Raw genomic sequence first — 4,659 nt, forward strand, 5'->3', positions numbered from 1 at the left:
CAAAGCATTAGCGTGGGACACGAAGACCTCCGGGTAGAGGAGCGGTTCCTAGACAGCTCCACACCTCACTCGGAGGTCTTCCTCATGTCACGACGCCATGCCGAACAGCGTCACCAACGTCTGTGGTCAATACAGCTAGCTGGGCAGGCTAGCTGGCCACCTGAGCGCCGTTGCTCCAGGCGTCCAGGTACGGCTCCCAGCTGGGATCGCGGACGTAGCCGACCGCGAAGCCGACGTAGCCGGCGGGCTCCTTCGGGGTGGTGGCCAGGCTCCAGCCCAGCTCCGCCAGCAACCGGTCGGCCTTGCGGTGGTTGCACGAGGCGCAGGCGGCGACGACGTTGACCCACTCGTGCTTGCCGCCGCGGCTGCGCGGGACGACATGGTCGATGGTGTCGGCCCGCCGCTGGCAGTAGGCGCAGCGCAGCCCGTCCCGGTGCATGACGGCCCGGCGGGTCAGCGGCACCCGGCTGCGGTACGGCACCCGGACGTAGCGGCTCAACCGGACCACCGACGGCGCCTCGATGGCCACCCGCGCCGAGCGCAGCACGGCATCGCCCGCCTCCACGATGACCGCCTTCTCGGCCAGCACCAGCAGGATCGCCCGGCGCAGGGGCACCACGCAGAGTGGCTCGTAGGTGGCGTTGAGAACCAGGGCTCCACTCATCCGGCGAGCTCCACTGCGGACACCGGGACGCAGGGCAACGGCGCGTGGCGCCATGCCCTGCACGACGCGACAGGCACGAGCGGATCCGTCACCGGCCTCACCTCCGGGTGTCGAGGTCCAGTGAACCCGACGAACGTGCTTCGCGCATCCATAAAGATCTACAGATTCACCGGCGCGCGGCCCGTCCTCCGCCCGCTCGGCCTGCGGGCCGGGCGGGCGCGCAGGTGGCAGGCTTAGCCGCCGTGGACGTTTCTGCGAACCCGCTGACCGCGGCCGCCCGGCCGCAGCCCGCCGCGCTGCGCGGCTTCTGGCAGGAGCACGCCGGCCTGCTGATCACCAAACCCCTGCAGCTGCTGACCATCCTGCTGATCGCGCTGCTGGTGCGGATGCTGGCCCACCGCTGGATCAACCGGCTCAGCCGGGCCAGCGCGGCCGGCCGGGTGCCGGCCATCCTGAGCCCGCTCACCGAGCGCGCCGGTGGCCTGCAGTTCTGGGAGTCCTCCGGCCTGGTCAGCGAGCGCCGCAAGCAGCGGGCCGACACCATCGCCTCGGTGCTGCGCAGCGCGGTCAGCTTCCTGATCTTCATCACCGCGTTCCTGCTGGTGCTGCAGGTGTTCGGGATCAGCCTGGCGCCGTTCGTCGCCGGCACCTCGCTGGTCGGCGTCGCGGTCGGCTTCGGCGCCCAGAACATCGTCAAGGACTTCCTGTCCGGCATGTTCATGATGCTGGAGGACCAGTACGGCGTGGGCGACGTCATCGACGTCAAGGAGGCCACCGGCACCGTCGAGGCGGTCGGCCTGCGCACCACCCGGCTGCGCGATGTCGAGGGGGTGGCCTGGTACGTGCGCAACGGCGAGATCGTCCGGGTCGGCAACATGTCGCAGCAGTACGCCCAGGTGGTGCTCGACGTTCCGGTCGGCATCGGGCAGGACGTGCCGGCAGCGCTGGCGGCGATCTCCCGGGCGGGTGCGGAGCTGTATGCCGACCAGCAGTGGCTGCCCTGCCTGCTGGCCGAGCCCGAGGTGCTGGGCATCGAGCAGCTCGGACGGACCGAGACGGTGCTGCGGCTGGTGGCACGGGTGAAGCCGCTGGAGCAGTGGCGGGTCGCCCGCGAGCTGCGGGCCCGGATCCGGTCCCACCTCGACGGCGCCGGGGTAGGACACGCGCTTCCGGCCGAGGACCGCGCCTGAGGAGTGGGCCGAGGGGCGCTGTGGCTGAGGGGCGCTGTGGCTGAGGGACAATGGACGGGTGAGACGGCTAGGGATGCGAACCGGGGCGCTGCGGTGGTGAGCGCGGAGTTCTTCGAGCGCGCCGGGGGTGAGCAGACCTTCCGGCTGCTGGTGCAGCGGTTCTACGCGGGGGTCGCGATGGACCCGCTGCTGCGCCCGCTGTACCCGGAGGAGGACCTGGAACCGGCCGCGGACCGGCTGGCGCTGTTCCTGATCCAGTACTGGGGCGGCCCGACCACCTACTCCCAGGCCCGCGGCCACCCCCGGCTGCGGATGCGGCATGCCCCGTTCGTGATCGGCGAGGCCGAGCGGGACGCCTGGCTGCGGCACATGCGGGAGGCACTGGACTCCCTCGACCTGCCCGAGGACGTGGCCACCAGGCTCTGGGACTACCTGACCATGGCCGCCGAGTCGATGCGCAACTCCCTCGTCTGAGCCAGCCAGCCCTGTGGAGCTCAGGGTCGTCGCTTGACTCGGTTTCCAGCCCGGGACACAATGGCTGGAAAGGCTTACAGGGATGGTCGACCCGGGACCGGAGACCCTTGCCTGGTCAAGCGATTGGCTCCAACGCTCCCCGGAGGACCGCGTGGTCGACACGCCCACTGAGAACACTCCCCAGCACTCGGCCGGCAAGCTGGTCGTCGTCGAGGACGTCGATTCCGCGGCGCACGGATTCGCCAGCGGCCCGGGCGCGCCGTACCTCAGCGGCGCCGACTGGTGGCGCAGCTCGGTGCTCTACCAGATCTATCCCCGCAGCTTCGCCGACGGCAACGGCGACGGCGTCGGGGACCTGATCGGGGTTCGCGAGCGGCTGGGCTACCTGCAGCAGCTGGGCATCGACGGGATCTGGCTGAGCCCCTTCTACACCTCTCCGATGGCCGACGGCGGCTATGACGTGGCCGACCCGACCGACGTGGACCCGATGTTCGGCACGCTGGCCGACTTCGACGCGCTGGTGGCCGAGGCGCACGCCCGCGACATCAAGGTCACCATCGACATCGTCCCCAATCACTTCTCCGACCAGCACCCGTGGTTCCAGCAGGCGCTGGCCGCCGGCCCCGGCTCCCCGGAGCGGGCCCGGTTCATCTTCCGTGACGGCACCGGCCCGGACGGCTCCGAGCCGCCCAACAACTGGCCCGCCATGTTCGGCGGCCCGGCCTGGCACCGGGTGCCCGACGGCCAGTGGTACCTGCACATCTTCGCTCCGGAGCAGCCGGACCTGAGCTGGGAGAACCCCGAGATCAGCGCGGAGTTCGAGCGGATCCTGCGGTTCTGGATGGACCGTGGCGTCGACGGCTTCCGGATCGACGTCGCGCACTCGATGGCCAAGCCCGCCGGCCTGCCGGACATGGACCTGACCAACTACACCGGCCCGCACACCCAGCTCGATCCGGACCTGCGCTTCGACCAGGACGGGGTGCATGAGCACCTGCGGATGTTTCGGCGGGTGCTGGACAGCTACCCCCACCAGATGGCCGTGGGCGAGGCATGGGTGCCCGATGACGCCCGGCTGGCGCTGTACGTCCGTCCCGACGAGCTGCACCTGACGTTCAACTTCCGGCTGGTGGAGGCGCCCTGGTCCGCCGAGGACTTCACCCAGGCGATCGACGGCTCCCTCCAGGCGATGGCCCAGGTGGGCGCCCCGTGCACCTGGGTGCTGTCCAACCACGACGTGATCCGCCACACCACCCGCTACGGCGGCGGGGCGCTCGGCCAGGCCCGGGGTAGGGCCGCGGCGCTGATCACGCTGTCGCTGCCGGGGGCGGCCTACGTCTACAACGGCGACGAGCTGGGGCTGGAGAACGTCGAGCTGCCGGACGAGGTGCTGCAGGACCCGACCTGGGAGCGCAGCGGCCACACCCAGCGCGGCCGGGACGGCGAGCGGGTGCCGCTGCCGTGGGCGGGAACCGAGCCGCCGTTCGGGTTCAGCAGCTCGCCGCGGACCTGGCTGCCGATGCCCGCCGAGTGGCGCTCGTTCACCGTCGAGGCCCAGTTGAAGGATCCCGGCTCCACCCTGTCGCTGTACCACCGGGCGCTGCGGTTGCGCCGGGAGCTGAGCGAGCTGCATGGCTCGTCGTTCGCCTGGCTGAAGGCCCCGGAGGGCTGCCTGGCCTACCGGCGGGGCCCGAACCTGGTGGTCGCGCTCAACGCCGGCGACGCGCCGGTGGAGCTGCCGCCGGGTGAGGTGCTGCTGTCCTCGTCGGCGATCGAGGGCGACAAGCTGCCGGCCAACACCGCGGTGTGGCTGCGCGTCTGAGCTGAGCGCGGCTCTGGCCTATCGTCGCGGTGTGACCACCCTGGCCGAGCGGTTCCGCCGGCATGCGAGGATGCTGCCGGACGGGCTGTACCGCACGTTGATGTTCGACATGGCCGAGGACTGGGAAGCCGGCGGCGTGGTCGCCGAGATCTGCCGGGACTGGGCCGACGCCGCGGGGTCGGCGGTCGTGCAGCTGCGGCTGATGGCCGGCATCCAGCGCCTGGTGCTCTCGCGGGCCGAGCCGCAGCTGGCGATGTATTACCCGAACCTGGGCGGCGTCGCCTCGCCGGCCGGAGCCTGGCAGGACTTCGAGCCGGTGCTGCGACGCCACGTCGACGAGCTGCGCGCGGCGCTGGCGATCGCGCCGCAGACCAACGAGCCGGGACGGGCGGCGCCGTTGCTGGTCGGGCTGTTCGACGCGGTCCGGCGGTCCGGGCTGTCGTCGGTCCGGCTGCTGGAGCTCGGGGCGTCCGCCGGGCTCAACCTGCTGGTAGACCGGTTCTTCATCG

At 71.3% G+C, this 4,659-nt stretch carries 5 protein-coding genes; 4 read left to right on the top strand and 1 reads right to left on the bottom strand.

Features of this window, described 5'->3' with window-relative positions; genetic code table 11:
- Window positions 1-148: 148 nt before the first annotated feature.
- On the bottom strand, window positions 149-664 hold the full coding sequence (locus tag VF612_RS11545) for an HNH endonuclease (RefSeq protein ID WP_408660001.1): 516 nt from the start codon (window positions 662-664) through the stop codon (window positions 149-151).
- 242 nt (window positions 665-906) lie between these two features.
- Here VF612_RS11545 and VF612_RS11550 point away from each other — a divergent pair, with 242 nt between their 5' ends.
- The 4 genes from VF612_RS11550 to VF612_RS11565 all read left to right on the top strand — a co-directional run.
- Window positions 907-1,854 (top strand): mechanosensitive ion channel family protein, encoded by a 948-nt coding sequence (locus tag VF612_RS11550; RefSeq protein WP_408660002.1) that lies wholly within the window; start codon window positions 907-909, stop codon window positions 1,852-1,854.
- 93 nt (window positions 1,855-1,947) lie between these two features.
- Window positions 1,948-2,328 (top strand): globin, encoded by a 381-nt coding sequence (locus VF612_RS11555; protein WP_408660003.1) that lies wholly within the window; start codon window positions 1,948-1,950, stop codon window positions 2,326-2,328.
- Between the two features lie 82 nt (window positions 2,329-2,410).
- A complete protein-coding gene (locus VF612_RS11560; protein ID WP_408660004.1) occupies window positions 2,411-4,150 on the top strand; it encodes a glycoside hydrolase family 13 protein in 1,740 nt (579 codons plus the stop codon).
- 31 nt (window positions 4,151-4,181) lie between these two features.
- A partial coding sequence (locus VF612_RS11565; protein ID WP_408660005.1) for a DUF2332 family protein occupies window positions 4,182-4,659 on the top strand: 478 nt, incomplete at its 3' end.

Source organism: Jatrophihabitans sp., from assembly GCF_036388195.1.
Classification (GTDB): domain Bacteria; phylum Actinomycetota; class Actinomycetes; order Mycobacteriales; family Jatrophihabitantaceae; genus Jatrophihabitans_A.

What these genes read in the sequence shown, in the direction of transcription:
- VF612_RS11545 (WP_408660001.1), bottom strand. Translation starts at nt 664, where the DNA reads ATGAGTGGAGCCCTGGTTCTCAACGCCACCTACGAGCCACTCTGCGTG.
- VF612_RS11560 (WP_408660004.1), top strand. Translation starts at nt 2,411, where the DNA reads ATGGTCGACCCGGGACCGGAGACCCTTGCCTGGTCAAGCGATTGGCTC.